The sequence below is a fragment of the Arthrobacter sp. AQ5-05 genome (assembly GCF_003287975.1).
In the GTDB taxonomy this organism is placed as follows: Bacteria; Actinomycetota; Actinomycetes; order Actinomycetales; family Micrococcaceae; genus Paeniglutamicibacter.
Map to the genome: position 1 here is coordinate 42,982 of NZ_QMKQ01000013.1, position 26,955 is coordinate 69,936.

A 26,955-nucleotide genomic window follows, 5' to 3' on the forward strand; every position below is an offset into this window, starting at 1 on the left:
ATCCGTCAAGCCCCTATTCCATTTATTCTTCATACTGGTACGATTTAATGAAACTTCGCACAACGGATGATTGGATCGATCATGGAAAATCTCACGGAACCGGATCTCGGGCCCGCGGGTGCCGTCCAGGGCGAAACACCGGCCCTGCGCCTCTTCGCACTGCTGGAGCTGATCACCACCCGCGACCAGCTCTTCACCCTGCAATCCCTGGTGGACCAGACGGGGCTTCCCAAGCCGACCCTGCACCGAATGCTGCAACAGCTCGAGGGCGCCAACCTGCTGACCCGCCAGTCCGACGGCCGGCACTACGGCACCGGTTCGCGCATGCGCCGCATGGCCGAGGACGTGCTGCTCAACGACACCCGGCACGGCACCCGGCACGCCATCCTGCGCGGACTGGTCGATGAAATCGGCGAAAGCTGCAACATCACGGCACTGTCCGGCAACGAGGTCATCTACCTGGACCGCGTGGAAACCAACGAGCCGCTGCGCGTATACCTGGGCCCCGGTTCCCGGGTGCCGGTGCATTGCTCGGCCAGTGGCAAGTTGATCCTCGCCCAATTCGGCCCCACCCAGCGCGAACGCGTGCTGACCAGCGGACCGCTGCAGCGCTTCACCGCGCACACGCTCACCGACAAGACGGAAATCGAGGCCGAGCTGACCCAGATCCGACTCAACGGCTACGCCGAGGACCGCCAGGAATACCTGGACGGGCTGGTCTGCCTGGCCGTGCTGGTCCCCAACCCGGCAGGCCGTTCCAACCTTTGCGTCGCGGTGCAGGCCCCGATGATGCGCAAGAGCTCGGCGGACCTGCTCACCTTGCTGCCGGCCCTGCGCCGGGCCGCCGAGAGCATCTCGCGTCTCGAGGACCACGCGGATCTGGGCTCTCCGGAGTCCGAGCCGATCGCGGCGGGGTGGTGAACCGGATGAACCACCAAACACCCGGGCTCGCAGCCCAGGAGCAGGTTTCGGTCCGCGAGGCCTTCGGCATTGACAGCGAGGCGCGCGTGCCGCGGTTCGTTGAGGCCACCGAGCACGTCCCGGCCATCGACCCGGCCTACCGCTTCAACCCCGATGTCACCCTGGCGATCCTGGCAGGGTTCACCCACAACAGCCGGGTGATGGTCCAGGGGTTGCACGGCACCGGGAAGTCCACCCACATCGAGCAGGTCGCCGCCCGGCTGAACTGGCCGCTGATGCGGGTGAACCTGGATGGCCACATCAGCCGCCTGGATTTGGTCGGCAAGGACACCGTCGTGATCCAGGACGGTGCACCGGCCACCCGGTTCCAGGAGGGAGTGGTCCCGTGGGCCATGGTCCAGCCGATGGCGCTGGTCTTCGACGAATACGATGCCGGACGCCCCGATGTCATGTTCGTCATCCAGCGGCTGCTGGAGCGCGACGGCGGCTTCACGCTGCCGGACCAGAACCGCGTCATCCGCCCGCACCCGCACTTCCGGCTCTTCGCCACCGCCAACACCGTCGGGCTGGGCAACCTCAATGGGCTCTACCACGGGGTGCAGCGGCTGAACCACGCCCAGCTGGACCGCTGGAACATCGTCGCGGCACTGGACTACCTGCCCGTGGCCGACGAGGTCGGCATCGTTGCCGCCCGCGTCCCGGACCTGGCACAGAAGCCCTCCGGAATGGAACTGATCCGCTCCATGGTGCAGGTTGCCAACCTCACCCGGGACGGCTTTGCCGCCGGGGACATCTCCACCTTGATGTCCCCGCGCACCGTGATCACCTGGGCGGAGAACATCTCCATCTTCCGCGATCCAGCGCTGGCCTTCCGGCTCTCCTTCATCAACAAGTGCGACGAGGCCGAGCGCTTCATCATCTCCGAGTACTACCAGCGCGTCATGGCCACCGAGCTCGACGAGTCCTACGCGCTCGTTCCGGCCGGGGCCTAGCGGACACCGTCCGCCACGCCATGGACGCCACAGGAACCACCGAGCGCCGCGCCCAGGAAATCCGCCAGCTGTGCGCAGCCTCCCTGCGTGCACTCGGCGCCGACCCGCGCCTGGAGCTGCTCGGATCCCGGCCATACCGGGGCACCACGGTGCTGCCCTTCAACGCGCCGCACCTCTACCCGCCCTCCCCCGGCGCGGCGTTCGAGTCCTTCCGCGGCGCCAGCGACGGGATCGCGCTGCGCACCCTGCATTCGGACACCGCCGCGCACCTTGCCCTGCTCCCCGAAAATCCCAGCGCCAGGCTGGTCTTCGAGGTGCTCGAGCAATTCCGCTGCGAATCCCTGGCCGCCCTGCCCGGGGTCGTTTCCAACCTGCGGGCCCGGCACGAGGCCTGGTCCAAGGAATACCTGGCCTCGGGGCTGACCGAAACCTCGCTGGGCATGCTGCTGTACACCATCCTGCAGGTCACCCGCTCGCGGATCACCGGGGAACCGGTGGTCTCCGAATCCGAGGACATGATCGAGGCGACCCGCGCGAACCTGTCCTCGACGCTGGGTCCGCTGCTTCCCGCCCTGCGCCGGAACACGCACAGCCAGTCCGGCTTCGCCCCGCCCGCGCTGCAGATCGCGCGGCTTGTCGCCGATGCTGTAGAGGACCTGGAATCCCGGGCACCTGCCCGCAAGGCGTCCAAGGCGAAGGCGTCCAAGGCAGCGGAGTTCTCGCTGCTCGTGGACGTCGAGCAGGAAGCCGCGCTGATCGGGAGAGCCGGCACGGGAACCAGCACGCTGGCGGCCGCGGCCGGCGGCTACACGGTCTTCACCCGTGCCTACGACAAGGAATCGGCAGCCCGCGACCTGGTCCGCGAGGACCTTTTGCACGGCTACCGCGAACGCATTGCCTCCCGGGTGCACACCGAGGCGGTGAATACGGCGCTGCTGGCCAAAAGGCTCCAGGGGCTGCTCTGCGTCCCGGAGCGCTCGGGCCACGATTCCGGCGCGGAGGAAGGCCTGCTCGATGTTTCCCGGCTGGGCCAGCTGATCGCCTCCCCCACCGAGTCCAGGCTGTTCAAGACCGAACGCTTCGAGCCGGCCGCCGCCGCGGCCGTCACATTCCTGGTTGACTGCTCCGGGTCGATGAAGCAGCACGCCGAGGGGCTCGCGGCATTCCTGGACGTGCTGGTGCGGGCGCTGGAACGCATAGACGTGCCCTGCGAGGTCCTGGGCTATACCACCGGGGCGTGGAACGGCGGGCGCGCGCTGAAGCATTGGCGCCGCGCCGGCGCCCCGCCGAATCCCGGGCGGCTCAACGAGCTGTGCCATCTGGTCTTCAAGGACGCCGCGACCTCGTGGCGCAGCGGGCGCCCTGGGCTTGCGGCGATGCTCAAGTCCACGCTGTACCGCGAGGGCGTCGACGGGGAAGCCGTGCGCTGGGCGCTGTCCCGGCTGGGGGCACGGAGCGAGGACCGCAGGATCCTGGTGGTGGTCACCGATGGCAGCCCGGCGGACGGCGCAACGGCAAACGCCAACGACGAAAACTACCTGCAGCACGATTTGGCCGCGGTGCTGCGCGGGGCCGAGACCGCGGGCTCCACGACAATCCTGGGCCTGGGGTTGGGCCTGGACATGAGCCCATACTTCCGCCGCAGCACCATCCTGGACGCCGAGCGGCTCGGCGGCTCCGAATCCGTGCGCGACCTGCTGGGCCTGCTTCAGCGCTCGCTGCGTCCCGGGCACTGAGCCCGCGACACCCCGCGGGGGCTTCACCGTGCCCGGGGTACGCTGGGTCATCCAGCACCATCGCGAGGAGACCCTTGGGAAAGAAACCGCCCGCCATGTCACCGTCGGACCTGCCGGTTGCCCAGGTCCTCGACCGGTCCACGGGGCCCCGACGCGTCGAGGCCGACGAACTGCTCGCACTGCTCGGAGAGCTCAGCGGCGAACGGCCGGTCGTGTGGGCCGGCCGCATCATCGGGTTCGGCGAGTACGAGTACCGCTACGAGAGCGGGCATTCGGGCCGCGCCCCCGTCCTCGCCTTCGCTCCGGGCCCGACAAAGCACACGATCTACCTTGTCAACGGGTTTTCCCAGCGCTGGCCGGAGCTGATGGCCCGGCTCGGGCCGCACCGCGCGAGCAAGGCCTGCCTGTACCTCACCCGGTTGTCCGGGGTGGATCGCGGCGTGCTGCGCCAGTTGCTGGAGCACTCGCTCGCCGAGACGATGTCGCCCGGGCACTGAACACCGCACGTTCTCGAACGGCCGCGGTGATGGCAGGATCGACAAGACACGGGACGGCAGCCTGGCCCGCGACATACGGACGTCCTAAAGGTGAACACCGTGTCGACTTCCTCGTTCGGGACGGGAACTGCCCACGGGCCGCCGGTGCGTGGTCCTGCCATGAGCGTGGGCCCATCCGGAACCATGGGTGCATGCGTCCTCGTTGCCTTTATTGTTCCCGGCCAAGCCGGTTTGGCCTTCCCCCGGTCCGACTGGCCGCTGCACATTGCCGTGGCCCGCTTCGACACCCGGGAAACCGCCGATTTCGTAAGCGCCCGGATCGACGGTGTGCTGCCGGCGCGATGGGGCTTCGGCGTACGCATAGGCGCGGACGCGCAGTTCGGCCGCGACCCGTGCGTGCCGGTCTCGCTGCTGGACCCGGAGCCGGCCATGATCCGGCGGGCTGCGCCGGTGGATATGCGCCCGGATAATGATCCCCGGCTGCGCCGGGTTCTGGCCGCTTGGTAACCGGTGTAGGACACGATCCGCCGCCCATGCGGGCGCGGTTGTCCAAGCTGAAGTCGCCAAACCGAACGACGTGGCCGGTTGACACCAGGGCTTCTTCTCCACTGGCCGGCCAAAGCCTGCGGGCAGGACCGGTGCGGCCCGCACTCAGGCTCAGGTTCCGCAGAACGTCCGGTAGGGGGCGAAGCCGTCCGGGGCCGCGGCGGCGAACCGCTCGAGGCCGGGACGCTCCTGGAAAGGTGTGCTCAGCGCAGCCAAAAGCCGCGAGAGCGGCTCCTGGTCGCCGTCGACGGCGGCGGCGAGCGCCTCCTCGACGAGGTGGTTCCGCGGGACGTAGACGGGGTTGGTCCGGTCCATCAGGTCCGCGTCCGGTCCCAGTGCGAGCCAGCGCTCCGACCAGGCCTCGAACGCGGCCGGGCCGGAGAACATGGAGCGCGCGGATTCGGCGTCACCCCGCGCGGCCCTGCCCAGAGCCCGGAAGAAGGACGTGTAGTCCACGCGGTCTTCCTGCAGGAGGGTGAACAATTCCCCGGTGAGTGACGTGGCTGATTCGTCGTCCAGGCTCCCGGCCAGGCCGAGCTTGGTTTTCATTCCGGCCAGCCACGCGGCGCTGTACCGGGTGTGAAAGGCGCCCAGGGATTCCTGCGCCAAGGCAACGGCCTGCTCCTGGTCCTCGTGGAAGAGTGGCAGGAGTGCCTCCGCGAGCCGGGCGAGGTTCCACTGGGCCACGAGGGGTTGGTTGCCGTAGGCATAGCGCCCGGCTTCGTCGATCGAGCTGTAGACCGTGGCCGGATCGAAAACGTCCATGAAGGCGCACGGCCCGTAGTCGATGCCCTCCCCCGAGATGGTCATGTTGTCGGTGTTCATGACGCCGTGGATGAATCCCACCAGCATCCATTGCGCCACCAGCGACGCCTGGGCCGAGACCACCGCTTCGAACAGGGCGAGATAGGGGTTCTGGCCCTCCGCCGTTCCGGGATGGTGGCGTGTCATCGCGTGGTCGGCCAGGCGGCGCAGCAGGTCCGCGTCGTCCATGGCCCGGGCATATTGGAAGCTTCCCACCCTCAAGTGGCTGCTTGCCACCCGGGTCAGCACCGCCCCGGGCAGCAGGGTTTCGCGGCTGACCGGCCGTCCCGTCGCCACCACGGCCAGGGAGCGCGTGGTGGGAATGCCCAGGGCGTGCATCGCCTCGCTGATCACGTATTCACGGAGCATCGGGCCGAGCGTGGCGAGCCCGTCACCACGGCGGGCAAACGGCGTGCGTCCGGAACCCTTGAGGTGGAGGTCCCGGAGGCGGCCATCGGCATCGGCAATCTCGCCGAGCAGGAGCGCCCGGCCGTCGCCCAGGCGCGGCGAGTAGGAGCCGAACTGGTGGCCGGCATAGCCCTGCGCCACCGGAGTGGCACCATGGGGCAGCGCGGTACCGATCAGCAACCCCAGCCCCTCGGCGTTGCCCAGGGACCCGGGGTCGAGGCCCAGTTCCTCGGCCAGCGGCTCGTTGAGCACGACCAGTCGCGGTTCCGGAGCCTGTTCCGCCTGCCAGGGAACGGCCAGTTCGGGAAGCTCACGGGCAAATTGGCCGTCCAGGAAGACGGTGGATTGTGCGTCGACACTCATCTTTCAAGCGTACCTTCGATATGGTGCGGTCCGCGGGGAAAGACGGAAGCAGGCAACTGCCACGGCGCCGAAGACGCCCCCTGGCCTCCGGTGCATCACCACACCGAAAAACAGGGAAGGGCTAGTCCGCCGGAAACCATCCCGGCAGACTAGCCCTTCGGGTCGGTTCTTGCGCCCCCTGCCCTAGAGCTGCAGCAGCAGGACCCCCGCATAGCCCAGGCCCGCGATCAGCGCCCACGCGCACAGCGCCATGAGGATCGAGGCGCCCTTGGAGGCGAAAAGCTGGCGGATTCGCACCGCGGAACCCAGGCCGAAGAGCGCCGCGGCCAGCACGATGTCCTGCACGATCGTGGCGGCGTCCAGCAGCTCGACCGGAACCTCGAAGATCGAGCGCACCGCCACCAGGGCCACGAACCCGATGATGAACCCGGGAATGATCGGGGGAAGCTTCAGCCCCGCGTGCTCGGAGCCGGTTCCCTGGCTGCGGCGGCTGATGATTCCGGCGGCGGCGACCATCGGGGCCAGGGTCAGCACGCGGGTGAGCTTGATGACGATGGCGATGGCCAACGCGGAGGCACCGGCGGTCTGCGCGGTGGCCACGACCTGGCCCACGTCATGCACCGAGGCGCCGACCCACTGGCCGAAGGCCTCCGGGCCCAGTCCCAGCGGGCCCATCAGCAGCGGCAGCACGGCAATGGCCAGGGTGCCGCACAGGGTCACCAGCGCCACCGGGATCACGGTGTCTTCGTCCTTGGACCGGCGCACCGCGCTCATCGCGCCGATGGCCGAGGCGCCGCAGATGGAAAAGCCCGTGGCGATCAGCAGCGGTTGGTCCCCGGGCAGCTTGAACGCCTTGCCCAGCAGGTAGGTCCCGGCAAAGGCCAGCAGCACGATTGCCACGACCACCACGAAGGTCAACCAGCCCAGGTCCAGGACATCGACGATGCTCAGCTTCAGGCCCAGCAGCACGATGCCGACGCGCATGAGCTTCTTCCCGGCGAATCCCAGGCCCTTCTGCAGGGGTCCGGCCACCAGGGTGGACAGGCCCGGGATGTTGGCCGACAGCACGCCGAGCACCACCGCGGTGGTCATCACGGGGATGGAAGGGACAAGCAGGTGGACCAGGAAGGACAGCGGGACGGCCACGGCACAGGCGGCAAGTCCGGCCCAGTGCGTCACAGCCCAGGAGCGGGCCTTGCCCGCACGGGAGGAACCCGGACCCTTGGACCGCACCACCGGTTCGTGTGTTTGGTTGGCCATGAGGGGAATGCTCCTTGGAAAAGAGACGCGCTCGTGGTGCGGCCTGCGGCCGCACCACGAACCACGCGCTGGATATGTTTACTATTGTGCCCCGGGTTTATCCCGGCGTCAGTTTCCCGCCGGGTCAGCGCTGGCGGACGAGGCCTTGAGCTTGGTACCCTCCGGCCTCGGGGCTCCGAGAACCAGGATGTCGACCTGCTCGTCGGACAGGGTCTTGTTGTGCTTGCGACGCATCATGAAGAACACCACGCCCAGCAGGGTCCAAACGGCCAACGCGGACATCGACTCCTTGCCCAGCACACCCGGGGAGCCCGGGACCAGCAGCAGGGCCATGAACACCAGCGCCGTGACCGCGCCCAGCGCGCTGAGCACCTTCTTGGAGGTCGAGCGGGTGCCTTCCAGATCGCCAGCTCGCTCAACGGAGTTGGTCGGACGGAAGATCTTGAACGCGCACAGGCAGGTGTAGAGATAGGCGACGGTGACTCCGACCGCGGACATGTCCACCACCCAGGTCAGTGCGGCACGGCCAAACCATGGGCTGACGAGGCATACAGCACCAACAAAGATGACTCCGACGTACGGGGTCTTGTACTTGGGGTGCAGCCGGGCGAACATCTTCGGGACCATCTGTGCACGTCCCATCCCCAGCAGGATGCGGCTGGCCGAGACGTAGAAACCATTCAGGCCGGTGCTCACGCCCATGGTGATTCCGATGGTCAGCAGCAGCAGACCCGAGCCGCCCAGCACTCCGGTCAACGCATCCGCGGTGCCCCATGCGGAATCCCCGGCGACCAATGCCTCCCATGGTGCGGCCATCGCAACTGCGGCAATCATGGCCGCGTAGAGCAACGCAGCTGCCAACAGCGCCAGGACAATCAACTTCATGGCCTTGGCCGGCGGGAAGTCGAACTCCTCCGCAGCCTGCGGCACATTGTCGAAGCCGATGAATGCCCAGGGCGCAATCGCGACGATCGCAGCTATCGCGGCAATAGGATTGACATTCTCCGGGAACGCCGGAAGGGCGTTGGCAAAGACGACCTGCGGGCTGGCAATGACGGCCACCAGGATGCAGGCGACCGCGATGAGCATGATCACGCAGGCAATGAACTGGATGCGGCCCGACAACGCGGTGCCGCGGATGTTGAGGTAGGCGAAGACAGCCAGGGCCACCATCGAGATGATGACTTCCACCAGGTAGACGTCCCAGCCGGCCACCGTGTAGAGATAGCCTTGCTGCACCACGTCGGGCATGAGCTTGCGGAAGAGCAACGCCAGCGCCGAGGCGTTCAGCGCCACGATACAGGTATACCCCAGGGTCAGGAACCAGCCACAGAAGAAGGCGTGGGTACGGCCGAATCCGACCAGGGCGAAGGCCAGTTCGCCGCCGGAGACCGGGAACGACTTGATCAGGAACCCGTAGCTGACGGCGATGAGCACCATCAACGCGCCGCCGATCAGGAAGCCGGAGACCGCCCCGAGCGGTCCACCCATGGCCAGCCAGTCCGTGGGCAGGATAAAGGCACCCCAACCCACCGCGGAGCCCAGGGCAATGGCCCAGACCCAGTGGGCCTTGAGCGTCTTTTCCATGCGCTCGGGCTGGTCACCGTCGAAACCTGGCGAAGCCGATGCCATGGGACTTGTCACCGTCTTATTTGTTGTGGCTTTCATTTGAACCTCGTTCTTGCACGGCGACGCCTGCGTCACCATGGGGGGGGTTTGTCGGTTCGCCCTGGCGGGCGGACCTGTCGGGGTCAAGATTTTTGGGATTGCATCATGCTGATCAGTGAAACGTTCACGATGTCCGCCACGGTTGCTCCGCGGGACAAGTCGTTGATCGGTGCGGCCAATCCCTGCAGGATCGGCCCGTAGGCCTGCGCGCCGGCGAGGCGTTGGGTGATCTTGTACCCGATGTTTCCGGCGGCCAGGTTGGGGAAGATGAAGACGTTGGCGTGTCCGGCCACCGCGGAACCCGGAGCCTTGGAGATGGCCACCGATTCAAGCAGCGCCGCATCGAATTGCAGTTCCCCGTCGATCTGCAGCATCGGCTCGGCCTCGCGTGCCAACGCCGTGGCCGTGCGGACCGTTGAAATGCTTTCGTGCTCGGCGGAACCGGCGGTGGAGAAGGAGAGCATCGCGACCGCCGGTTCCTGCCCGGTGAGGGTGGCGAAGGTCCGTGCGGTGGCGGTGGCGATGTGTGCCAATTGGGTGGAATCGGGGGTGGGGATCACGGCGCAGTCGCCGTAGCCCACGTAGCGTCCGTCGTTCAGCCGCATCAGGAACGAGGAGGAAATGGTGCCACCTTCCTCGCGGGTTCCCACGACGCGAAGGGCCGCACGCAAGACGTCGGAGGTGGGCCTGGTGGCCCCGGCGACGGCTGCCACCCCCAGCCCCGCCGGAACCGCGGCGACGGCCAGGAACAGCGGGTCATCCATCCACCCGGCGGTCTTCTCCGCCCCTAGCCTGGCGACGACCTCGGCAAGGTGGGCCCCGGCGGCGCTGTCCCTCAGGTCGGCGGTATCCATGATGGTGGTGGCGTCGGTGAGCGTGACGCCCTCGGTGAGCGCGAGGGCGTTGATGCCCTCGCGCTCACCAACCAGGATGACTTCCAGGCCGATCTCGTTGAGCACCCCGGCGGCGGTGATGGCCCGCGCGTCGTGCCCGTCGGCAAGGATGATGCGGCCCGAGGTGCCGGCAGGATGGCCGGCCAAGAAGCGGGCCAGCATGTTTTCGTCGACCCCCTGGGGCCGCACCGGTGCAATGGTCATCTGGTGCCCTTCCTGGTTTCCCGGGGTCCTAGACCGAGGCCAGCGCGGCGGGGGCCTTGAGGTAGCTGTCCACCGCGCCCATGACGTGGTCGACCTTGTTCAGCAGGTCGTCGAGCACGTCCTGGTCGGCAACCAGCGGCGGGGAAAGCACCAACATCGTCGCGCCGCGGTTGTCCGGGCGGGTGATGAGGTTGACCTCGCGCATGGCCTTCGGCATGACCTGGGTGAGCAGCGCCTTGGACTGCTCGGCGGTCAGCTCGCGGCCCTCGCTGCGGCTGCCCATGAGCTCGATGCAGTAGAAGAACCCGGTGCCGCGGTATTCCTTGATGCCGTCGTGCGCCGAGAGGATTTGGTCCAGTCCGTTCTGGAAGTACGGCTCGAGGCTGCGCACGTTGCCCACGACGTTCTCCTCCTTCAGCGCCTTGAGGTTTGCCACGGCCACCGCGGTGGAGACCGGGTGCCCGCCCCAGGTGGCCCCGTGGGTGAAGACCCCGGCCAGCGGCGAGGCGAGCATGCCGTCGGCCAGCGGCTTGCGGATGATGACCCCGCCCAGCGGTGCGTAGCCCGAGGTCGAGCCCTTGGCGAAGGTGATCATGTCCGGGACCACCCCGTACTTGATGCTGCCGAACCACTCGCCGAGGCGGCCGAAGCCGGTGATGACCTCGTCGGCAACCAGCAGGATGCCGTGCTCGTCGCAGATGGAACGCAGTTCCTGCCAGTAGCCTGCCGGCGGCACCAGGGCGCCTCGGGAGTTCTGCACCGGCTCGGCGAAGAGCGCGGCGATGGTGTGTGCGCCCTCGCGGGCGATGACCTCGCGGATGGCCTGGACGGAGGGCAGGTCCGCGGCGGTTCCGCCTTCCGGGACGACCTCGCCCAGGGTGTTCGGGACGTGGAAGACCCCGGGCATCAGCGTGCCGAAGGCCTCCTTGTAGGCCGGGATGCCGGTGACGGCCAGGGCGCCAAGGGTCGTGCCGTGGTAGGCCATGTCGCGGGCGATGATCTTGGTGCGCTCGGGTTCGCCCTGGCTGCGGTGGTACTGGCGGGCGAACTTGATGGCCGATTCGACGGCCTCGGAGCCGGAGTTCACGAAGAAGACAACGTCAAGGTCGCCCGGGGCCAGGTCGGCGATGGCGGTGGCGGCATCGACTGCTGCCGGGTGCGCCGAGCCCCAGTTGGTCCAGTAGGCCAGCTTGGACATCTGCTCGTACGCGGCCTTCGGGATGTCCTGGCGTCCGTGGCCGATGTTGGCGCAGAAGAGTCCGGCCAATCCGTCCAGGAACTTGTTGCCGTCTTCGTCGAAGAGGTAGCTTCCCTCGCCCTTGACGATGATCGGCAGGTTCGGGTCGTTCCACACCTGACCGGTGGTGAAGTGCGGGTAGAGATGCCGCTGTGCACGATTGCGGATGTCTGAGTTGGTCACGAGACCCCTCCATTCAAAGTTTTCCTGACAGGACCCGAAGCAACCTCGCCGCGGTCCTCGCCACCAATGACTTGCTGTGGTGTGTATCACTCTGCCCGCATACTGGGCCCTTTCCCAGACCCAAATTGCCGTCCCTTTTTAGGTACCAGCAACCTACCTACAGGTAGATCCGTGGCACCCTGGATCCGATGCGCGTCAGCACCTCGTAGGGAATGGTCCCGGCGGCCGCGGCCCACGCCTCCACGTGCGGCTCCCCGGAGTCCCCCGGACCAAAAAGCAGCGCCGCATCCCCGGCCGCGACATCGTCGTCACCCACGTCAACCACGAATTGGTCCATGCAGACCCGGCCCAGCACCCGGTAGACCCGCTTCCCGATCAGCACCGGGCCCGCGGAGCTGGCGCTGCGAAAGACCCCGTCGGCATAGCCCAACGGCACCACCGCCAACGTGGTCTCCCGCGCGGTGGATTCGGTGTGCCCGTAGGAAACCCCGGCGCCGGCCGGTGCGCGCTTGGTTTGCACGACCGCAGCACCCAGGCTCATGGCCGGGCGCAGCGCGGGACCGCTGCCCCGGTCCCTTTGGGCCAGCGGGTTCACCCCGTAGACGGCCAGGCCGGGGCGGACCATGTCGAAGTGCGCCTCGGGGCTCGCGAGGGTCGCGGCGGAGTTGGCGATGTGGCACAGTGTCGGGTCCAGCCCCAGGGCGCGGGCCGTGGCGATCGCCTGCCTGAAGACCTCCAGCTGCACGCGTACCGATGGGTGTCCCGGCTCGTCCGCGCAGGCCAGGTGGGACCAGATGCCCAACACCCGCACCTTGCCTGCGGCCTCGAGCGCCCGGGCCGCGGCGCAGAGCTCGGGCCAGTCCTCGAGCGTCGCCCCGCCGCGCCACATCCCGGTGTCGATCTTCAGGTGGATCCGCGGCACGACGCCGACCTGCCGCCCGGCCTCCGCAATTTCCCGCAGCTGGCCCAGCGAGTAGGCGGCCAGCTCGATGTCCTCGGCGATGGCCCGGCCATAGGGTGCGCCGGGCGCGGACAGCCAGGAGAAGAGCGGGGCGGTGATGCCGGCGGCACGCACCGCAAAGGCCTCCTCGAGCACCGCGGTGCCCAGGTAGTCGGCCCCGCCTTCCAATGCGGCACGGGCCGCGGGCACGATGCCGTGCCCGTAGCCGTCGGCCTTGAGCACGGCCAGGACCTTGGAGTTCTTCGCGACCTCGCGCAGGGCCCGTACGTTGGCGGTGATCGCGGCGGTCTCGATGTAGGCCGCGCGTTGCGGCACGAACCCCTCGTCGTTGCGGTAAGCGGATGCGGCGGTGTTCTTGAGCGTGCTTGACCGGTTCATGGCATGGACTCCTTCGTCGTGGGTGCGCTTCGGCGCCGTTGGGTTCAACTGTTCTGCACCTTCGGCCCCCGGCCCAGATCCAGATCGGGGGCGCTTCCTTGGGTCCACCGAGGGTGCGGCGCGTTAGCGCGCTGGCAGGGAGGCGATGACCCGGCCCAGTTCCTTGATGCCGGGACGGATGGCCTCGAGGGAAATCGCGGCGAAGCCCAGGCGGAAGTGGTTGCGGTTGGCTTCCGGATCGTCGAAGAACACGTCCCCGCGCTCGATCACGATCCCGGCCTCCAGGGCCGCGGCCGCCAGCGCGACGCAGTCCAGGTCTTCGGGGCCGCGGATCCAGATGCTCACCCCGCCCGGGGGCGCTGTGATCTTCCACGGCACGAACTCCTCCAGCGCCTCGACGAGCACCTGCCACTTGCGCGCCAGCTGGGTGCGGCGCCGGGAAATGGTGCGGTGGTACTGCCCGGATTCGATCAGCAGGGCCATGGCCCGCTGCGGGTGGCCGGGAATGTGGCGGATCTTGTAGCGGCGCTGGTTGCGCAGCTCGGTGACCAGCTCGGCCTCGGCCACCAGGTAGCCCATGCGCAGCCCCGGGGCCAGGAACTTGGTGAAGGAGCCCAGGTAGATGACGTGCTCGGAGTCCGGCAGGGCCTTGAGCGCCGGGGTGGGCTTGCCGCGGTAGCGGAACTCGGAGTCGTAGTCGTCCTCGATGACCAGCGCCCCGGCGTCCCGGGTGCCGTCGAGAATATGCCGGCGCCGGGATCCCGAGAGCGTGACATTGGTGGGACTGTGGTGGCTGGGCGTCAGGTAGAGCAGGTCCAGTTCGCCCAGGGAATCGGGCGGGAGAAGCCCGTGCTCGTCCACTTCAAGCGGGCGCAGCGTCGCCCCGGTGCGGGCAAAGGTGTGCCGCGCATCGACGTACCCGGGGTTTTCGACGCCCACCAGGGTGTCGGTGCCCATCATGGTTTGCGCCAGCAGGTCCAGGCCCTGCTGCGAGCCGGCGGTGATGAGGATGTTCTCGGGCCGGGCCAGGATGCCGCGAGCGGGAAGCACGTGCTTGCACAAGACCTCGACCAGGAACGGGTCGTCCTCGTCGACCGAGTCGCGCAGCGAGTAGAACAGGTGCGGCGGGTCCAATGCGTCGCGCAACGCCCGGGACCATCCCAGCCGCGGGAAGTCGCGCTCGTCGACCTGCCCGGCCACGAACGGGTAGGGGTAGCTGGACCAGTCGCGGACCTTGGTGATCTCCGGCATTCCGGCGTCCTGGCGGGGACGGATGTGCCGGGACCAGTCCACCGTCGAGCCGGCCGCGGGGGCCACTGCGGAATCCGGGACCGCCTTGCGCAGCATCTGGGTGTTGATGAAGTAGCCGCGCCGCGAGTGGGACTCGATGATGCCGGAGGCAAGCATTTCCTGGTAGGCGGCGTTCACGGTGTTGCGCGAGAGTCCCAGTTCGCGGGCCAGTTCCCGGGAGGAGGGCAGCGGCAGGTTGGGCACCAGCGAGCCGGAGAGGATCTGGTGCTCCAGGGCCTGGCGCAGCTGCCGGTAGAGCGGCTCCCCGGCATCGGAGCTGACCGCGATCGGGGCGCGGACCAGTGCGTGGCGCGGCGGGGGCAGGTGCTGGTTTGGTGGCGTCATGGATGGTTCGGGCCTGGCCCTAGATGTGTCCCTGGCGGGCGGCGGCCGGGACCGGGACGTGGAAGCGCGGGACCACGACCATGGGTACCGGCAGCGCGCGCAGCATCTTGTTGGCGGTGGATCCCAGGAAGATCCGGCTGCGCTCGGCCAGGCGGGAGGACCCGATCATCACGATTTCCGACTCGTCCCAGTCCAGGGAGTCGATGGCCGCCTCCGTGGACTTCCCCTGCGCCACGTCGGCGGTGACGATGGTGCGGGCCCGCACCCCTTCGATGGCGCGTTCCAGCGTCGTGGCGGCATGCGCGCGGGCCCACTGCCCGGCATCGGCGTGGCTTGAATCCCCGTCCAGCGCCACCAGGGAAATCAGCCGCAGCGGCACGTGGCGGATCGCGGCGGAATCCACGGCGACCTCCAGCACCGAGTCCGCTCCCGTGCGGGTGCCCAGGGCGCAGGTGATCCGGGTGATTTCCCGCGGCGGCAGGTACCCCGACGGCGCGAGGGCCACGGGCACCGGGGAGGAATGCAGCAGCGCGTTGGCCACGGACCCAACGGTGAAGCGCCGGAACGGCCCGTGGCTGGCGGCGCCCACCACCACCAGGTCCGCCTTGAACGCGGAGACGGCCTCGAGCAGGCCCTCGGCCATCGACCCGGCAAAGCGGATGTGGGTGCGCGCGGTCATGCTCGAGGGCACCAGTGCCCGCGCGCGGTCCATCCACTTCTGCGCGGATTGCCGCAGGAACTGCTGGTAGACGCGCTCGCTGTGCGATCCCGCGTCCTCGGGCGCGGCCCCGCGGATGATGTGGACCAGCTCGAGTTCGGCATGCGTCGGCGCGGCCAGCGACTTGGACAGGGCCAGGGCAAGCGAGATCGCCTCGCGGCCTCGCTTGTCCGCAATGCATCCGACGACATACTTCATTTCAGTGTCCCCTTCGGTGGGAGTTCGGCAGGTGGTGCTGGGTGCCTCCTATACCTACCAGCAATGCCCGGCAGGCGGAAAGGATGACGACCATGTGACGGAGGGCACTACTTGTCGCCGGAGTGCTGGGCCAGGAAGGAATACACCTCGGTCTCGTCGACGCCGGGGAAGGCCCCCTGCGGCATGGCTGCCAGCAGGTGCGTTTGCGCGCGGGCGCTGGGCCAGGCCTGCCCGGCCCATTGCTTCTGGAGTTCCAACGGCGGGCGGCGGCAGCACGATTCGTCCGGGCAGGTGGAGATGGAACGCTCGGTGGTGTCTCGCCCGCGGAACCACTTCACGTGCACGTACGGCACCCCGATGCTCAGCGAGAACTTGCCGGTGGTGGAACGCTCGGTCCGCGCGGTGCACCAGAAGGTGCCGGCAGTGGTGTCGGTGTACTGGTTGTAGGCGCTGAACTGGTCGGCCACGTCGAAGACCTCGCGGCTGGTCCAGTGCCGGCACACCGACTGGCCCTCGATGGCGCCAATGTGGTCCATGGGGAAGTTCACCCCGTCGTTCTCGTAGGCCTTGTGGATGATGCCGGACTCGTGGACCTTCTGGAAGTGCACCGTGATGCCCAGGTGCTCGGTGGCCAGGTTGGTGAAGCGGTGGGCAGCGGTCTCGTAGGACACGGCGAAGGCGTCCCGGATGTCCTCGACCGCGAGCTCGCGGGCGCTCTTGGCGCGTTGCAGGTATTCGACGGTGGCCTTCTCGGGCATCATCAAGGACGCCGCGAAGTAGTTGGTGGCCACGCGCTGGCGCAGGAACTCGGCGTAGTCGCTCGGGGTGGCGTGGCCCAGCACGTGGTGGCCGAACGCCTGCAGCAGCACCGACCGGGTCGAGTGCTCGGAGCGCTGGGACTGGGTGAGGTAGACCCGCATGTTCTTCAGGTCCGTCACCGAGCGGGTGGAGTGCGGCAGGTCCGAGACGTTGTGCAGCGAGAAGCCCAGGTGCGAGGCGATGTCGGCGACCTCGTGGTGCGAGAGCGGCCCGGCGGCGTGGCCGATGGCCTTGAGCACCTTGGACGCTTCCTTCTCGATCTCCGGGTAGTAGTTGTTGCGCTCGCGCATCTCCCCGCGCAGCTCGGCGTTGGCGCGCCGGGCTTCCTCGGGCGTTGCGGATTGCTCGTTGAGCCGGCGTTCCAGCTCGCCCTGCAACCCGACCAGGGATTCGAGCACGTCCATGGGCAGCCGGGAGGAAATGCGCACCTTGGGCAGCCCAAGCGCCTGGTAGAGCGGGCCGCGCTGGGCACGCTCGAGTTCGATCTCCAGGGCCGCGCGCCGGGTGGGCGGCTCGGCCCCGAGCAGTTCCTCGAGCCCCACGCCGAAGACCGAAGCCAGCGACTTGAGCATGCTCAGCTTGGGTTCGCGCTTCCCGTTTTCCATCAGCGAGAGTTGGCTCGGCGCCGTCCCCACGGCCCCTGAGAGGTCGTCAAGGGTCATCGCCTTGGCCTTGCGCAGGTGGCGGATCCGCCGGCCGAGGGAAATGATGTCCAGCTCTTCGGCGTCCTCCGGGGACAGGATGCTCTTTTCCGGCGTTGCGGGCCGGTTCCATGTGGGGGTGCTCACATTTTCAGGGTACGCGAAGAAACAGAGATCTTCCCAGCACTTTGCCCAAAAAGTCTCTTCGGGAAACCCCCAAACATGCGATTGGGCAAGTTTTCCCGGGTTCCTTGCCGGCACGGCCGTCCGAGAGCCATCAGGAACGCACGCGGATCAGGAGCGGCCGATGGGGTCCTTGAATTCCGCCGGCGGCCGCGGAACCCTGCGCCGGCAGTTCCTTCGCATGCGGACCGTGCGCATCGGGCATTTCCGCCGCATGGCATCGGGGTGGCTGCCGTTCAACGGGGGGGGTTGCGCCGGACATGCCGCACTGACAGCATGAAGCCGGTGAACGACCTCGCGAATTACCTCAAAGCCTACGACGACCAGCTCCGCACCGACGCCGAGACACCCAGCGCGATCCGGGTCGATGCGCTGGGCACCCTGCGACTGGTGACCTTCGCCGGCGGGCGTGGTTTCATCACCTACCGCGGCCTGGGGGACCTGGAGGGGCGCGGCATTGCGGCACTCGTCGGCCGGGCGCTGGACCACTTCCGTGCCGATCCGGAGATCACCCGCGTCGAATGGAAGAGCCGCGGCCACGATCGCGCCCCGGGGCTGCACGAGGCGTTGTTGGACCATGGTTTCGTGCCCGAGAAACCCGAGTCGATCATGATCGGGGCCCTCGAGGGACTGTGCAACGACGCCCCCATGCCCGCAGGAGTGGCGTTGCGGCGGATCAGCAGCGATGCCGATGTCCGCGCCATGAGCGAGATGGCCGAGGCGGCCTTCGGCGATCCCGCCGACACCCGCCTTGCCGACGCACTTGTTTCACGCCTCGCGCGCAACGACGGCATGGAGCTGTGGGTCGCCGAGACCGATGGGCGCATGGTCGGAGCGGGCCGGCTCGAGCCCGTACCGGACACCGATTTCGCCGGCATCTGGGGCGGAGCCACCCTCGAGGCCTACCGCGGGCGCGGCATCTACCGCGCGCTGACGGCGGCACGGGCACGGTCGGCACTCGCGGCGGGCAAGACCTTGGTCCACAGCGACTCGACGGAATATTCGAGGCCCATCCTGGAACGCTCCGGCCTGCTCAAGGCCTCGACGACCACGCCCTACATGTGGTCCCGCTGAACCTTGGGCCCCACCGCCCGGCAAGGCCGTCGTCGATGCCCCGTCCGCCCGAACCCGCAGCCACCAGCACGGCAAGGGCAGCGGTCGCCTCGGCCTGGCGGAGGCACCCCTTTCGGCTGCCGCACGACGCAGGGAATCGTCATTTGATCCACCCCGGGCACCGTCCCGCCGTGGTGCACCCATCGGCCCGACTCCACCGCAAAACAAGTTCCGGGCCCGCGACAGGTCTCCCGCGCGGCTACCGGAGCTAGAATTGACGTACGGAAACAAGGTTCGGTGATCGCCGTGAAACATGTAGCTGTCCATCCAACCGACCAATCGCGCAACATCCCACGCGTGGGTCCGGCAGCCTTGCATGGCTCTGCCACCAGCCCGGGGTTGCCCAATCTCGCCGGCGCGCAGAATCCCGGACCAGGCACTGGGCACATTCTTTATGGGGAGAACGGCCACTTGTCCGACGCGGCTGCCGATCCCTGGGAACTTGAGGGGCATCTCGGTGACCGTGGCGCACTGCGTCGACTTCTTGGACGTTTGCGCGGACGATGAGTGCCGGCGGGAGCGAACCTCCGGCTCGATCCACGACGCACCACGTTTCGCAGTCAGGCGCCGGAACCGATCAGGCGCTTTGCGTGCTTGCCAGCATGAATTCGCGGGCGGCACGGATCTGTTCCGCGGTGGGCGTGACGCCGGTGTAGAGCACAAACTGCTCCACGGCCTGCAGTGTTGCCACGTCGGTCCCGGTCACCACGCGTTTTCCTGCCGCGCGTGCGGCACTGGTCAAAGGGGTCGCTACCGGCACGGCCACCACGTCGAACACCACCTGCGCCGCTTCCACCTGGTCCAGCGAGAAGGGCAGCATGTGCGACTCCTTGCCACCGGCCATCCCGATGGGTGTGGCATTGACCAGCAGCTGCGCACCGTCGGCGGTTTCGGACGCCCACGTGAAGCCGTAGGTCTCGGCAACGTTCCGTCCGGCCGATTCATTGCGGGCCACCACCACGACGTCGCCAAACCCGGAGTGCGCCAGCGCCGCCACCACGGCCTTGGCCATCCCTCCGGAGCCCCTGACCACGGTTCGCAGGGCGGGGGAAACACTGTGGGTCCGCAGCAGTTCAACGACCGCCGAGTAGTCCGTGTTGTGGGCCGTGAGCACGCCGTTGTCATTGACGATGGTGTTCACGGACCCGATGGCGGCGGCGGAGGGTGCCAGGTGGTCGATGAGCGGGATCACCGCTTCCTTGTAGGGCATGGACACGGCCGCACCCCGGATTCCCAACCCGCGGATGCCAGCCACGGCCTGGGCCAGGTCGGCCGGGGCGAATGCCTTGTAGATCCAGTTCATTCCCAACTGGTCGTAGAGGTGGTTGTGAAACAGCGTCCCGTTGTTGCTGGGCCGCGCAGCCAGCGAGATGCAAAGCGTCGTGTCCTTGTTCAGTGTCGGCATGCCTCGAGTCTATTCCGGTGGCTGGGGCCCGCCGCGGCACCCCGCGGGCCATCGGGCCGGATATCGTCATCCGCGGTGTGGCAGCGCGGACCGGGGGACAGGCGTCAACCCGACGGCCGCTCCGGATCTGCGGAATTCCGACGGCGACAGGTCGAACTCCGCCTTGAACGCCTTGGCGAGCCATTGGGCGTCAGGCAGGCACCATGCCGCGGCAATCTCGGCGATCGTAGGATTTGCCAGGCGGGGATCGACCAGGTCACGGCGAACGGCCTCAAGGCGCCGGCGGCGAATGAGCGAGCTGAGCCCCCTGCCGGTTCCGGCGAACGAACGCTGGAGCGTCTGCAGCGACACCCGGTGCGCCGAAGCGTGCACGCGGACCTGCACGACGAGAATGGGTGGAAACTGGTCCAATGCGGACGAGGCCAACGCGTCCTTCGGCGGCGTCGGAGCTTCCCTCAGCAAGTCGCAGCTCAGGGGCCCGAGCGCCAATGTTGAGGCCTTTATCGAAACCCCGTGGAGCACCATCATCTCGGAGATCCCCGTGTACTCGTTCTAACAAGACACCCCAGAAACGGTTGGTTAGGCAGACGTGGCTGCGAGGGTTCTTGCTTTCGCGGCCACGTCCGCGTCGCCGCTTGGAACCCGTTCTGTGCGTACACACTGTGACACCCGACGACGCACCCTGCACCGAAGGCAATGGCTCTATTAGGCTGGCAGCAAGAGTTTTCCCGCGCACCTGCGCATCCAACCCACTTGAGCCGGAGGAGATCGCCTCGCGCACCCGCCCATCCCCGCGCACGCCCTTGCCCTGGGTCATAGCGGGCATCGTGGTCGTTGCCTTGAGCCTGCGCGCGCCGATCATTGCGCCGACGGCGGTGATCGGGGACATCCAGGCAGACACCGGCCTGTCGGCGTTCGGGGCGGGCCTGTTGACCGGGCTTCCCGTGCTGCTGTTTGCGCTCGCCACGCCGCTGGCCACCCGGACGATTCGCCGTTTCGGCCCGGAGGCCACCATCATCCTGTGCCTGGCCGGGGTGTTGGCCGGCACCGTCATCCGCTCCATCGGGCCGTCCTCGGTGATGATGGCGGGAACCGTGTTGATCGGGTCCGCGATGACGTTGGGCAACATTGCCATCCCCGTGTTGATCCGCCGTGACGTGCAGTGGAACCGAATTTCCTCCGTCACCGGCGTCTATTCGGCAACCATGAACATCGGTTCCATGGCCACCTTGCTGGGCACCGCCCCGCTGGCCGCGCTCGTGGGCTGGCGCTGGGCGATCGCGTCCTGGGGTGTGGTCACCGCAGCGGGTCTTGCCTATTGGATACTGCGCCAACGACGTGCACTGGCCGCAGAAACTTCCGCCTCGCGGCCGATGGTGCCTCGTGCGGCCGCGGCGCACAACATCTCCAACGGTCCCGGCGCGGCAGCCGCCACGGCCAAGGCCACGGCGGACCGAGTCCGGTTCCGGCGGGTGGTCGCCCTGCTGGTCTTCGCATTCTGCGGCCAGTCAGCCGCCTACTACGCCACGACGGCTTGGCTGCCCCTGTTGCTGTCCGAGACCCGCGGACTGGCGCCGGCTTCCTCGGGCGCGACGGCGTCCCTCTTCCAGATCGCCGCTGTCGTCGGCGCGTTCGGGCTCCCGTTGCTGGCCGCGCGGACGAAACTTTGGATTGCCACCGCCGTCATCGCGCTGTTCTGGGTCACCCTGCCGATCGGCCTGCTGGTCGCCCCCGAGGCCTTCGTGCTCTGGGCCATCATCGGTGGCATCGCCCAAGGCGGCGGCTTCACGGCGATCTTCTCGATCATCCCCCGCGTTGCCCACAGCGACGCCGACATGGCCACAGCATCCGCCCGCATCCAGGCAGGCGGCTACCTGGCAGCCACCTGCTCCCCGTCACTGGCCGGCTGGCTGAACAGCTCCACCGGTTCCTGGAACATGCCCCTGGTCTTGGTGCTCACCGCGGCCCTTGTCTTTGGCATCGGGTCGCTGATGGCCGTGCGGATTGCCGAGCCACGCTAGGCCCCTCGAACGCTGGAGGATTCCAAGCGGCTTGGGCCGGTTTCCTCGGGAAAACGGCAAGGCCAACACGGTATCGCGGGAATACGAACACGTGCTGTCGTGTTGGCCTCACTTGTGAAGAACATCGGATTCTTGTCATTTGGCCATTGGACCGACCACCCGCAGTCCGGCACGCGCAGCGCGTCCGACTCGCTGCTGCAGGCTATCGACCTTGCGGTTGCGGCCGAGGAGCTCGGTGCCGACGGCGCCTACTTCCGCGTCCACCACTTCGCCCAGCAGCATGCCTCCCCGTTCCCGCTGCTCTCCGCTATCGGGGCGCGGACAAGCCGAATCGAAATCGGCACCGGCGTCATCGACATGCGCTACGAGAATCCGAATCGGCCGTTGTAAGCTATTGCGGCCGCCTGTTTAAGTAGGAGCCGCCCCCAATGTTCACCGCCTTGCCCCGCGCCGTCCTCTACCTCCGCTTGTCGGCCGTCGTCGACGACTCCACTAGCCTTGTACGCCAGGAAAAGGACCTCCGCGCCGAGGCCACGCGCCGAGGCTGGGATGTGGTCGCCGTCCTAGCAGACGAAGGCATTTCCGGCCGCAAGTCCCGCGCCAAGGCCACCGAGGCCGTCCGCATGATCGCGGACGACGAGGCCGACGTTCTGGCCGTCTGGAAACTTGACCGCTTCACCCGCCAGGGCTGGGACGGGCTCGGCGAGCTAACAAAGGCGTTGGACGACCGCGCCCACAAGGCCCGGAAACGCTCATGCACTCCGGCGCTCTTTGTCGCCCTCCAGGACGGCCTCACATCCGACCAATCGGCCTTCCGCATGATCGCTGGCGTGCTGTCTGAAGTTGCCCGCTCCGAGGCGGACAACGCCGCCAAGCGCATCACGAACTCGATTGCCTACCGAAAAACCCAGACGCATAAATACGCCGGGGGTTCGGCGATCCCATACGGGTACCGTTCAATTCCGGCCCCGGACGGCATCGGCCGCGTCCTGGTCCATGACGACGCCGAGGTCGAAATCGTCCGCGAGGTCGCCCAGCGGCTAATCGACGGAGTCGAGCCACTTCTGGCGCTCGCTCGCGACCTGAACGCGCGCGAGATTCCGACCTCCAAGTCGCCCGCTCGTCGCGCCATACAGAAGGGCGAGTCTCCGGTCGACAGCGAGGGCCAACCCCTCGCGACGGGAGAATGGCGCGCGGCGACGTTCCGCAACCTCTGGACGGCGGACACCTTCTTGGGCCGCGTCGTGCATCACGGCGACTTTATCCGCGACGCCGACGGCCTCCCTGCCGAGGTTTGGCCGCCGATCCTCACACGTTCCGTGGTTGACGCGATCCGCCGCCGCCTGAACTGGACACCCCGGCCCGGCTCGGCGGCCGCGAAACACTGGCACGCTCCCGTGCCAGTGGCGAAGCCCCAACGAAAGCGCGCGGCCCGCCTCCTCTCCGGCGTCGCGTTCTGCGCCGAGTGCGACGGGAAAATGTACGTCACGACGTCATCAGGGAAACCGATTTATGCATGTAGCGCGAGCCGAAACGGGCGGGAGTGCCGTTCTCCGAAAATCAACGCGGAGGGGCTCGAAAAGCACGTTTCAGCCGAGTTCCTCCGTTTTGCGGGCACCTGGCCGGAATACGAGGTTGTCACGGAGACGACGGCCTCGGCGACCGAGGCGCAACTCGCCGAAGTCGAAGCGGCCCTACGGGAAGCCACCGGCGCAATGTTGGACGACGACGCAGACGTCGAGGCGCTGACGGCACGCTTAGCGACACTCAAAGCACGCCGAACCGAGCTCCGCGCGGCGCCTTCCACAACGAGCACAAGCACACGGCCGACAGGTCGCACACTCGCCGACGCCTGGGAAGCCGACCCGCGCCCGGAATGGCGGCGTTCGGTCCTCCTAAACGCGCTCGACCACCTCACGGTAGCCCCGACAATTTCACGGCGTAGCCCGATCGACCCGGCCCGCGTAGCCTTCTACTGGAATAGCTAGGGGGAATCAATGTCTTACCGTGAGCAACCAATGGCCCGCGTCGGCGGCCAGGCCCAATACCCGGAGCCCGACTGGGAAGAGATCGCCAAGGTCTCCCGCGTATGGGTCCCGGACGACGAGACCGTCGGCTGGGCGGTCCTCCAGGGAGAGGATCGCCTGGCCTGGATCTCGGCCTCCGGCCCTGACAAGCTCGGCTACGACATTCGCAACCGGATCGACGCCCTTATGGTCGACGGTCCGCGCGACGGAGTCCCGGCCCTGTCGACGTGGGAGGAGATCCTCGCAACGACTCTCCACACCGTACCGACCAACAAATATCTCCCAGTTTTCCTCGCGGACGTCCATAAGAAATGGAGCGTCTAGCCCCGCTATCACCCCACTGGAGCCCTTCGCCAACCACGGCGAAGGGCTCTTTTGCGTGCCCACTCCGCGGCTCCTGGCCCCCTACTCCTATAGAGGCAACCGTAACGTTACCTCTCCAGTCGCCGCCCTCAAGGGTCGAACAGTCTGTCCTTACTGCATAGCGAGAGGGCGGCGCTGCGCTCCTCCTGGGCATGGATGAGCCGCCCCCGATTCCGAATGAAGCCACGGACCGGGGGCGGCTTCACACCATCGACCTAGCCCCCAGATCTTCCGCCGCCACGCGTCATGGGCCACGCTCCCACGTCTCGGCGCGAGCACGCCGCACCACGCGGACCCCACCCCAAACACCCACACCCCGAAGGAGTCGCCGTCATGGCAAACACCCTACTTATCGCCGAACAGACCGCCCGCGTCGCCGCTACCATCGTCGGCCAGGACATGAACCTCGCCGCCCTGGTCCACCGCGACCTGGAAGCCGACTTCGCAGCCGGTAAGGGCGCGACCGTCAAGGTCCGCGTCCCCGGCGCTGTCGCATCCCAGACACGCGGAATCTACGACACCTCGACCCCGCTGGTGTCCGATGAAATCGCCGAACAGTCGATCGACGTCACCCTCACCGAACACGTCTACGACAAGGTCGCACTGTCCGAGGGAACCCTGAACCTCGATATCAAGAGCTTCTCCGAGCAGGTCCTGCGCCCCCAGTCCCTCGCAGTGGCTAAGCACGTCGAACGCGCCGTTGCCGCCGTCATGAAGGCCACCCCCGAAGATATTGCGATCGCTCACGACCCGCTCGCCCCTGCCAAGACCTTTACCCAGATCCGCCGCAAGCTCCGCACCGCCGGGGTTTCCACCGACGAAGCACTCTTCGCCGCCGTCGGCCCCGGCGTCTACGCCGAACTACTGGACCACGACGCAATCGACGACAACGGCAAGGTGCGCGGAATCGAGATCCACGAATCCACCCGCCTCGCCGACGACGAAATCGTCGGATTCATCCGACCTGCCTTCGCGCTGGTCGTCCGCGCCCCGCAGGTGCCCAACGGTGCCCCCTACGGCGCCTCAATCACCGAAGGCGGCTTCGCCCTGCGCCACATCATGAGCTACGACGACAACGTCGCCGCCGACCGCTCCCTGGTCTCTGCCTTCGTCGGCGTCAAGGCAATGCCACTCCCGGTGGACTTAGAGAACGGGACCATCGAACTCCGCGAGAACGGCGGCGCCGTCCGCGTGCTGACCAGCGCCTAATCATGCCCTCAAAGCGGCCCTCACCCCTGGCGGGCGGGGGCCGCTTTTCCCGTTTCTGGACCCATAGGAGAACCACATGCAACCCACGCGCCACTGTGACGTCTGCCAGTCCTCGCTAGAGGGCACCCGCCCAACTGCACGCTATTGCTCCGACGCGTGCAAAATGCGCGCCTACCGGCGTCGCCTCGCCGACCGCCAAGAGATCGCCGCCGACCTACTCCGGCGCCAAACCCGCGCCATCATCGACGGCGCGGACGCGTCCGTCCTGGCGGCCATAGCCCGCGACGCCGAGCGCCTCCTGGGCTGAGCCCGTTTACACGCACGCCGAGGAGGCGGGGGCGCCGGTGGCGGGCCGGTACAAGCGCCGAAACAGGAGCTTTCAGGGATGCAAAGTGGTGAAATGACAGATCTTTACGTCCATCCCCTTTTCCCTTAAAGAACTCTCTCTCTTAATAAATAAATAGAACGTAGGGTCGCGACTGTCATTTCACCACTTTGCACCTTTATCCAGCAATCACCCCTCCCGGCGCTGATAACCCGCCGTCACCGGCCGCCCGTGCCGGCGGCGCTCGGACACTACGCAACGAGCAAGTTTGCACCGCTGGCCCCCTCCTTCCATGTCCCTACCTTCGACGAACTAGGAGCCGACTATGGACAAGGCCATTGCCGCCCTCGCCCGCCTTCGCGACCCAGACCGCAGCGATACCAAACCGTTCAGGACCAAACTCGAATCAGGCATCGCGATTGACGCCCCCGGCCCACGCCGTTTGGCCGAGGTGGCCCTCCTCCCGCATTTGGAGTCGACCTACGAGGTCTATCAAAAAGGAACCGAACTCCGCCTCCGCCAGCACGGCGACACCGCCACGCCGCAAAGCGTGAGCGTCGACGACCTACTCCCCGAGATCAAGGCCTGGCTCCTTCGTCTCCCAGACCTCGATGCGACCGAGGCGGGCTGGCGGTATCGCTCCTTGCGCATATTGGCACACGAGGCCAGACCCGACACCGTGCACAAATACATACGAGACGCGATAGTCGCACTCCGGCGTGATGCCCCGAAGTGGAAAGACGAGACCAAGGCATATCGCGCAAGCGGTACTACCCCCGAACATCTCGCTGGACTTACGGATAACGAGTATCTCCGAGCGCGCCGGTCACGACTTGCACAAGAATCGCAGCTCAGCGCTCGCACCTGGCTTACCGAATGGCTCGCCAGCGACGAGCGACCCCATACAGGAACGCAGGTCTCGGCGCCTTCGCTCTACGACAACGCCGTCGAAACCATAGACCGCCGCGTCGCAGACGGCGCCACGCACGCCGACGGCACACCCTGGCGCATTCCCGGCAAATACAGCTTCTACGCCGTCGCCGACGAGATCCTCGGCGAGCGCAAGCGCAACAAGCACGGCTACCACTACACCGTCCCCACCCCGAAAGGCCCGACCGCATGACCACGCCCCAAGAATGGCGCTCCTTCCATAGCTCCCGCCGTCTCCAAAAAGTCCCCGCTCACCTAATATCCCCGCGTCCGGCGACTGAAACTCAACTCCGCATGGCCCGCGCCACCCAGGGCGA

24 protein-coding genes and 1 pseudogene are annotated in these 26,955 nt (G+C 67.4%); 14 read left to right on the forward strand and 11 right to left on the reverse strand.

Annotated elements, in window-relative coordinates:
• Window positions 1-81 precede the first annotated feature (81 nt).
• The 5 genes from DQ353_RS12415 to DQ353_RS12435 all read left to right on the forward strand — a co-directional run bounded on the left by DQ353_RS12415 (window position 82) and on the right by DQ353_RS12435 (window position 4,653).
• A complete protein-coding gene (locus DQ353_RS12415; RefSeq protein WP_113763119.1) occupies window positions 82-921 on the forward strand; it encodes an IclR family transcriptional regulator in 840 nt (279 codons plus the stop codon).
• 5 nt (window positions 922-926) lie between these two features.
• Window positions 927-1,913, forward strand: coding sequence for an AAA family ATPase (locus tag DQ353_RS12420; protein WP_113763120.1), 987 nt, complete (start codon window positions 927-929; stop codon window positions 1,911-1,913).
• Between the two features lie 20 nt (window positions 1,914-1,933).
• Window positions 1,934-3,649, forward strand: a complete 1,716-nt coding sequence (locus DQ353_RS12425) for a cobaltochelatase CobT-related protein (RefSeq protein ID WP_113763066.1) — start codon at window positions 1,934-1,936, stop codon at window positions 3,647-3,649.
• A gap of 74 nt (window positions 3,650-3,723) precedes the next feature.
• Window positions 3,724-4,146: a DUF1801 domain-containing protein gene (locus DQ353_RS12430; RefSeq protein ID WP_113763067.1), complete on the forward strand. Its 423-nt coding sequence runs from the start codon at window positions 3,724-3,726 to the stop codon at window positions 4,144-4,146.
• Between the two features lie 159 nt (window positions 4,147-4,305).
• Window positions 4,306-4,653 carry a hypothetical protein gene (locus tag DQ353_RS12435; protein WP_181578368.1) on the forward strand — a complete coding sequence of 116 codons (348 nt, stop codon included), beginning with the start codon at window positions 4,306-4,308 and terminating at the stop codon, window positions 4,651-4,653.
• A gap of 150 nt (window positions 4,654-4,803) precedes the next feature.
• Here DQ353_RS12435 and DQ353_RS12440 read toward each other — a convergent pair whose 3' ends face one another.
• The 9 genes from DQ353_RS12440 to DQ353_RS12480 form a co-directional block, all read right to left on the reverse strand.
• Window positions 4,804-6,267 (reverse strand): protein adenylyltransferase SelO, encoded by a 1,464-nt coding sequence (locus DQ353_RS12440; protein ID WP_113763069.1) that lies wholly within the window; start codon window positions 6,265-6,267, stop codon window positions 4,804-4,806.
• Window positions 6,268-6,450: 183 nt separating this feature from the next.
• On the reverse strand, window positions 6,451-7,527 hold the full coding sequence (locus DQ353_RS12445) for a YeiH family protein (protein WP_113763070.1): 1,077 nt from the start codon (window positions 7,525-7,527) through the stop codon (window positions 6,451-6,453).
• A gap of 108 nt (window positions 7,528-7,635) precedes the next feature.
• Window positions 7,636-9,171 (reverse strand): APC family permease, encoded by a 1,536-nt coding sequence (locus DQ353_RS12450; RefSeq protein ID WP_286166797.1) that lies wholly within the window; start codon window positions 9,169-9,171, stop codon window positions 7,636-7,638.
• A 107-nt stretch (window positions 9,172-9,278) separates the two neighbouring features.
• Window positions 9,279-10,292, reverse strand: a complete 1,014-nt coding sequence (locus DQ353_RS12455) for a phosphotransacetylase (RefSeq protein ID WP_113763072.1) — start codon at window positions 10,290-10,292, stop codon at window positions 9,279-9,281.
• 28 nt (window positions 10,293-10,320) lie between these two features.
• Complete coding sequence (locus tag DQ353_RS12460) at window positions 10,321-11,712, reverse strand: aspartate aminotransferase family protein (protein WP_113763073.1); 1,392 nt, start codon at window positions 11,710-11,712, stop codon at window positions 10,321-10,323.
• A gap of 157 nt (window positions 11,713-11,869) precedes the next feature.
• Entirely contained in the window at window positions 11,870-13,051 is a 1,182-nt protein-coding gene (alr, locus tag DQ353_RS12465) for an alanine racemase (RefSeq protein ID WP_113763074.1), read from the reverse strand.
• A 123-nt stretch (window positions 13,052-13,174) separates the two neighbouring features.
• Window positions 13,175-14,686, reverse strand: coding sequence for a MocR-like pyridoxine biosynthesis transcription factor PdxR (pdxR, locus tag DQ353_RS12470; protein ID WP_113763075.1), 1,512 nt, complete (start codon window positions 14,684-14,686; stop codon window positions 13,175-13,177).
• A 19-nt stretch (window positions 14,687-14,705) separates the two neighbouring features.
• The gene (locus DQ353_RS12475) at window positions 14,706-15,602 is read right to left on the reverse strand and encodes a universal stress protein (RefSeq protein WP_113763076.1); all 897 of its coding nucleotides are present in this window, start codon (window positions 15,600-15,602) and stop codon (window positions 14,706-14,708) included.
• A 107-nt stretch (window positions 15,603-15,709) separates the two neighbouring features.
• Window positions 15,710-17,209: a helix-turn-helix transcriptional regulator gene (locus DQ353_RS12480; RefSeq protein WP_113763077.1), complete on the reverse strand. Its 1,500-nt coding sequence runs from the start codon at window positions 17,207-17,209 to the stop codon at window positions 15,710-15,712.
• 312 nt (window positions 17,210-17,521) lie between these two features.
• Here DQ353_RS12480 and DQ353_RS12485 point away from each other — a divergent pair, with 312 nt between their 5' ends.
• On the forward strand, window positions 17,522-18,319 hold the full coding sequence (locus DQ353_RS12485) for a GNAT family N-acetyltransferase (RefSeq protein WP_113763078.1): 798 nt from the start codon (window positions 17,522-17,524) through the stop codon (window positions 18,317-18,319).
• Window positions 18,320-18,935: 616 nt separating this feature from the next.
• Here the strand turns inward: DQ353_RS12485 and DQ353_RS12490 are convergent.
• Window positions 18,936-19,763 carry a shikimate 5-dehydrogenase gene (locus DQ353_RS12490; RefSeq protein ID WP_113763079.1) on the reverse strand — a complete coding sequence of 276 codons (828 nt, stop codon included), beginning with the start codon at window positions 19,761-19,763 and terminating at the stop codon, window positions 18,936-18,938.
• Window positions 19,764-19,829: 66 nt separating this feature from the next.
• The gene (locus DQ353_RS22610) at window positions 19,830-20,147 is read right to left on the reverse strand and encodes a helix-turn-helix domain-containing protein (RefSeq protein ID WP_220094011.1); all 318 of its coding nucleotides are present in this window, start codon (window positions 20,145-20,147) and stop codon (window positions 19,830-19,832) included.
• On the opposite strand from DQ353_RS22610, the gene DQ353_RS21995 reads away from it, so the two are divergent.
• From DQ353_RS21995 to DQ353_RS12530, 8 genes and pseudogenes are all read left to right on the forward strand, one after another.
• Window positions 20,053-20,319, forward strand: coding sequence for a hypothetical protein (locus DQ353_RS21995; RefSeq protein WP_220094012.1), 267 nt, complete (start codon window positions 20,053-20,055; stop codon window positions 20,317-20,319). The two genes, DQ353_RS22610 and DQ353_RS21995, sit on opposite strands and share 95 nt — an antisense overlap.
• 247 nt (window positions 20,320-20,566) lie before the next feature.
• A complete protein-coding gene (locus DQ353_RS12500; protein WP_113763081.1) occupies window positions 20,567-21,784 on the forward strand; it encodes an MFS transporter in 1,218 nt (405 codons plus the stop codon).
• A 114-nt stretch (window positions 21,785-21,898) separates the two neighbouring features.
• Window positions 21,899-22,159, forward strand: a pseudogene (locus DQ353_RS12505) (LLM class flavin-dependent oxidoreductase); the annotation flags it as partial.
• Between the two features lie 53 nt (window positions 22,160-22,212).
• Window positions 22,213-23,772 (forward strand): recombinase family protein, encoded by a 1,560-nt coding sequence (locus tag DQ353_RS12510; protein WP_113763082.1) that lies wholly within the window; start codon window positions 22,213-22,215, stop codon window positions 23,770-23,772.
• Window positions 23,773-23,781: 9 nt separating this feature from the next.
• A complete protein-coding gene (locus DQ353_RS12515; protein ID WP_113763083.1) occupies window positions 23,782-24,135 on the forward strand; it encodes a hypothetical protein in 354 nt (117 codons plus the stop codon).
• 372 nt (window positions 24,136-24,507) lie between these two features.
• On the forward strand, window positions 24,508-25,383 hold the full coding sequence (locus tag DQ353_RS12520; RefSeq protein WP_181578371.1) for a major capsid protein: 876 nt from the start codon (window positions 24,508-24,510) through the stop codon (window positions 25,381-25,383).
• A gap of 76 nt (window positions 25,384-25,459) precedes the next feature.
• Window positions 25,460-25,690, forward strand: a complete 231-nt coding sequence (locus DQ353_RS12525) for a hypothetical protein (RefSeq protein ID WP_113763085.1) — start codon at window positions 25,460-25,462, stop codon at window positions 25,688-25,690.
• A 343-nt stretch (window positions 25,691-26,033) separates the two neighbouring features.
• Window positions 26,034-26,831: a hypothetical protein gene (locus DQ353_RS12530; RefSeq protein ID WP_113763086.1), complete on the forward strand. Its 798-nt coding sequence runs from the start codon at window positions 26,034-26,036 to the stop codon at window positions 26,829-26,831.
• Window positions 26,832-26,955: the final 124 nt, after the last annotated feature.

What these genes read in the sequence shown, in the direction of transcription:
- DQ353_RS12415 (WP_113763119.1), top strand. Translation starts at nt 82, where the DNA reads ATGGAAAATCTCACGGAACCGGATCTCGGGCCCGCGGGTGCCGTCCAG.
- DQ353_RS12420 (WP_113763120.1), top strand. Translation starts at nt 927, where the DNA reads ATGAACCACCAAACACCCGGGCTCGCAGCCCAGGAGCAGGTTTCGGTC.
- DQ353_RS12425 (WP_113763066.1), top strand. Translation starts at nt 1,934, where the DNA reads ATGGACGCCACAGGAACCACCGAGCGCCGCGCCCAGGAAATCCGCCAG.
- DQ353_RS12435 (WP_181578368.1), top strand. Translation starts at nt 4,306, where the DNA reads ATGAGCGTGGGCCCATCCGGAACCATGGGTGCATGCGTCCTCGTTGCC.
- DQ353_RS12440 (WP_113763069.1), bottom strand. Translation starts at nt 6,267, where the DNA reads ATGAGTGTCGACGCACAATCCACCGTCTTCCTGGACGGCCAATTTGCC.
- DQ353_RS12445 (WP_113763070.1), bottom strand. Translation starts at nt 7,527, where the DNA reads ATGGCCAACCAAACACACGAACCGGTGGTGCGGTCCAAGGGTCCGGGT.
- DQ353_RS12455 (WP_113763072.1), bottom strand. Translation starts at nt 10,292, where the DNA reads ATGACCATTGCACCGGTGCGGCCCCAGGGGGTCGACGAAAACATGCTG.
- alr (WP_113763074.1), bottom strand. Translation starts at nt 13,051, where the DNA reads ATGAACCGGTCAAGCACGCTCAAGAACACCGCCGCATCCGCTTACCGC.
- pdxR (WP_113763075.1), bottom strand. Translation starts at nt 14,686, where the DNA reads ATGACGCCACCAAACCAGCACCTGCCCCCGCCGCGCCACGCACTGGTC.
- DQ353_RS12475 (WP_113763076.1), bottom strand. Translation starts at nt 15,602, where the DNA reads ATGAAGTATGTCGTCGGATGCATTGCGGACAAGCGAGGCCGCGAGGCG.
- DQ353_RS12485 (WP_113763078.1), top strand. Translation starts at nt 17,522, where the DNA reads ATGAAGCCGGTGAACGACCTCGCGAATTACCTCAAAGCCTACGACGAC.
- DQ353_RS12490 (WP_113763079.1), bottom strand. Translation starts at nt 19,763, where the DNA reads ATGCCGACACTGAACAAGGACACGACGCTTTGCATCTCGCTGGCTGCG.
- DQ353_RS21995 (WP_220094012.1), top strand. Translation starts at nt 20,053, where the DNA reads ATGAGCGAGCTGAGCCCCCTGCCGGTTCCGGCGAACGAACGCTGGAGC.
- DQ353_RS12510 (WP_113763082.1), top strand. Translation starts at nt 22,213, where the DNA reads ATGTTCACCGCCTTGCCCCGCGCCGTCCTCTACCTCCGCTTGTCGGCC.
- DQ353_RS12515 (WP_113763083.1), top strand. Translation starts at nt 23,782, where the DNA reads ATGTCTTACCGTGAGCAACCAATGGCCCGCGTCGGCGGCCAGGCCCAA.
- DQ353_RS12520 (WP_181578371.1), top strand. Translation starts at nt 24,508, where the DNA reads ATGGCAAACACCCTACTTATCGCCGAACAGACCGCCCGCGTCGCCGCT.
- DQ353_RS12525 (WP_113763085.1), top strand. Translation starts at nt 25,460, where the DNA reads ATGCAACCCACGCGCCACTGTGACGTCTGCCAGTCCTCGCTAGAGGGC.
- DQ353_RS12530 (WP_113763086.1), top strand. Translation starts at nt 26,034, where the DNA reads ATGGACAAGGCCATTGCCGCCCTCGCCCGCCTTCGCGACCCAGACCGC.